Source organism: uncultured Campylobacter sp., assembly GCF_938040115.1.
Classification (GTDB): Bacteria; Campylobacterota; Campylobacteria; order Campylobacterales; family Campylobacteraceae; genus Campylobacter_A.
The window spans coordinates 1-2318 of record NZ_CALHXD010000279.1 but is presented as its reverse complement, the minus strand read 5'-3'; the positions used below and the strand labels follow the sequence as shown (position 1 = coordinate 2318).

General features: G+C 48.7%; 1 protein-coding gene and 1 pseudogene. One reads left to right on the top strand and one right to left on the bottom strand.

The window, feature by feature from the left end; genetic code table 11:
* Positions 1-282 (bottom strand): annotated as a pseudogene (locus tag Q0314_RS09440) (hypothetical protein); the annotation flags it as partial.
* Positions 283-390: 108 nt separating this feature from the next.
* Here Q0314_RS09440 and Q0314_RS09435 point away from each other — a divergent pair.
* Complete coding sequence (locus Q0314_RS09435; protein ID WP_298058514.1) at positions 391-2211, top strand: biotin/lipoyl-containing protein; 1821 nt, start codon at positions 391-393, stop codon at positions 2209-2211.
* The last annotated feature ends 107 nt before the right edge of the window (positions 2212-2318 follow it).

Here is a 2318-nt window from a genome sequence, read left to right as displayed (position 1 = left end):
CAGGCAGTCTACAAAGTCGTCAAAATTCGGATATTCGCTCTCGTTTTCTTTTGAATTTTGCACGATATAGTCCGTGAGCCACATTAGCGCTCTGGTTCTTAGAAACGCGCCGAATTTTTCAAATTCGTCGTTTAAAACAAAGTCGCAAATTTGCGCGGCAAACGCCAAATCCTGCGCCTCTACGGCGTCTCTTATCTCGTCAAACAAAAACTCTTCTTTATCTGCCAATCTATCAAATTCTTTTAGCTTTTTATAAAGCTCTTCTAGCGTGCGCTCTTGCATTTGCTTCCCTCGTTAAACATTTTTGTGATAATGCTTTGATTTATTATATCCACTTAATCTAAAACTAGGTAAAATTAGCACGATTTTGAAATTTGACAAGGCGGCAAAATGGCGAAAAAATTTATAGACGTTATGGATACTACCTTTAGAGACGGCTTTCAGTCGGTTTTCGGCGCGCGCGTGGCGATAGCTGATTTTTTGCCTGCGGTTAGCGCGGCTAAAGAGGCTGGTATAACGCACTTTGAGTTTGGCGGCGGGGCGCGATTTCAGAGCCTTTATTTTTATCTAAACGAAGACGCGTTTGCGATGATGGATAAATTTCGCGAAACGGTCGGAGCTGAGGCAAACCTGCAAACTCTAAGCCGCGGCGTAAATACCGTGACGCTAGATACGGGCAGCCGCGAGCTGGTTGATCTGCACGCGAAGCTCTTTAAAAAGCACGGCACGACCACGATACGAAACTTCGACGCGCTAAACGACGTGGAAAATTTAAAATATTCGGGCGAGCGTATCGCTCACCACGGACTAAAGCACGAAGTAGTCGTCACGATGATGGATCTGCCAGCTGGCTGTTCGGGCGCGCACGACGTGGCGTTTTACGAGCGGATTTTGCGCGAAATTTTAGACGCGGGCATACCGTATCACAGCGTTTGTTTCAAAGACGCCAGCGGCACCTCTAGTCCGCAAAAAGTGTATGAGACCATCAAAATGGCTCGCAAACTCCTCCCGCAAAATACCCACATCAGACTCCACACTCACGAAACCGCAGGCGTTAGCGTCGCGTGCTATATGGCCGCTCTAGAAGCCGGCGCAGACGGCATCGATCTAGCCGCAAGCCCGGTTAGCGGCGGCACCAGCCAGCCCGATATCCTAACGATGTTGCATGCCGTTAAGGGCAAAAACTACGATCTGGGCGGGCTTGACGTGGAGAAAATTCTAAAATACGAAAGCGTGCTAAATGAGTGCCTGAAAGACTATTTCCTGCCGCCGGAAGCCGTGCAGGTTAGCCCGCTCATCCCGTTTAGCCCGATGCCAGGCGGCGCGCTAACGGCAAACACCCAAATGATGCGCGATAATAATATCCTGGATAAATTCCCCGAGGTTATCCTTGCTATGCGCGAAGTCGTGCAAAAGGGCGGCTACGGTACGAGCGTGACGCCGGTGAGCCAGTTTTATTTCCAGCAGGCGTTTAACAACGTGATGTTTGGCCCATGGAAAAAGATCGCAGAGGGCTACGGCAAAATGGTGCTCGGCTACTTTGGCAAAACGCCTGTGGAGCCAGATAAGAGCGTAGTTAAGCTAGCTAGCGAGCAGCTAAGCTTAAAACCGACCAAAGAGCACGCCATGGATATCGCGGACAAAGACGAGAGTAAGTCGCTTAAATTTACTCGTGAGCTGCTTAAAAAAGAGGGCATTGAGCCTAGCGAGGAAAATATCTTTATCGCTGCGGCATGCAAGGAAAAGGGCATCGCGTTTTTAAAAGGCGAAGGCAAGGTAAATATCCGAAAAAAATCTGCAAATGCAGGCGAAACGAGCGCACCGACCCCACGCGCAAAAACTCCGATAAACGAAAAATACAGCGTCACCGTAAACGGCAAAAAATTTGACGTCGAGGTCGCGGACGCTGACGGCAAAGCCGAGATAAAAAGCGTAAAACCGGCAAGCGTAGCGCATATGCCGCCTCCGGAGCTCTCCCCGGCTAAAACTACGGGCGGTAGCGGCGAGCCAGTGAAAAGCACGCTTCCTGGAAACGTGTTTAAAATCCTAGTCGCAGTGGGCGATAGCGTGAAAAAGGGACAAAGGATGTTCGTGCTAGAGGCCATGAAGATGGAAATAGACGTAAACGCTCCAAAAGACGGGCTCGTGACCTCTATCGAGGTACAGCAGGGGCAAACCGTGGCAAACGGTCAAATTTTAGCGAAAATTTAATCCAAAAAAGGAAGAAAAATGGTAAACGAAATAGAAAAATTAGGTCTTAAGGATATCAAAAAAATCAACCACAACCTAAGCTACGACGAGCTTTTCGAGCTTGAAAA

What these genes read in the sequence shown, in the direction of transcription:
- Q0314_RS09435 (WP_298058514.1), top strand. Translation starts at nt 391, where the DNA reads ATGGCGAAAAAATTTATAGACGTTATGGATACTACCTTTAGAGACGGC.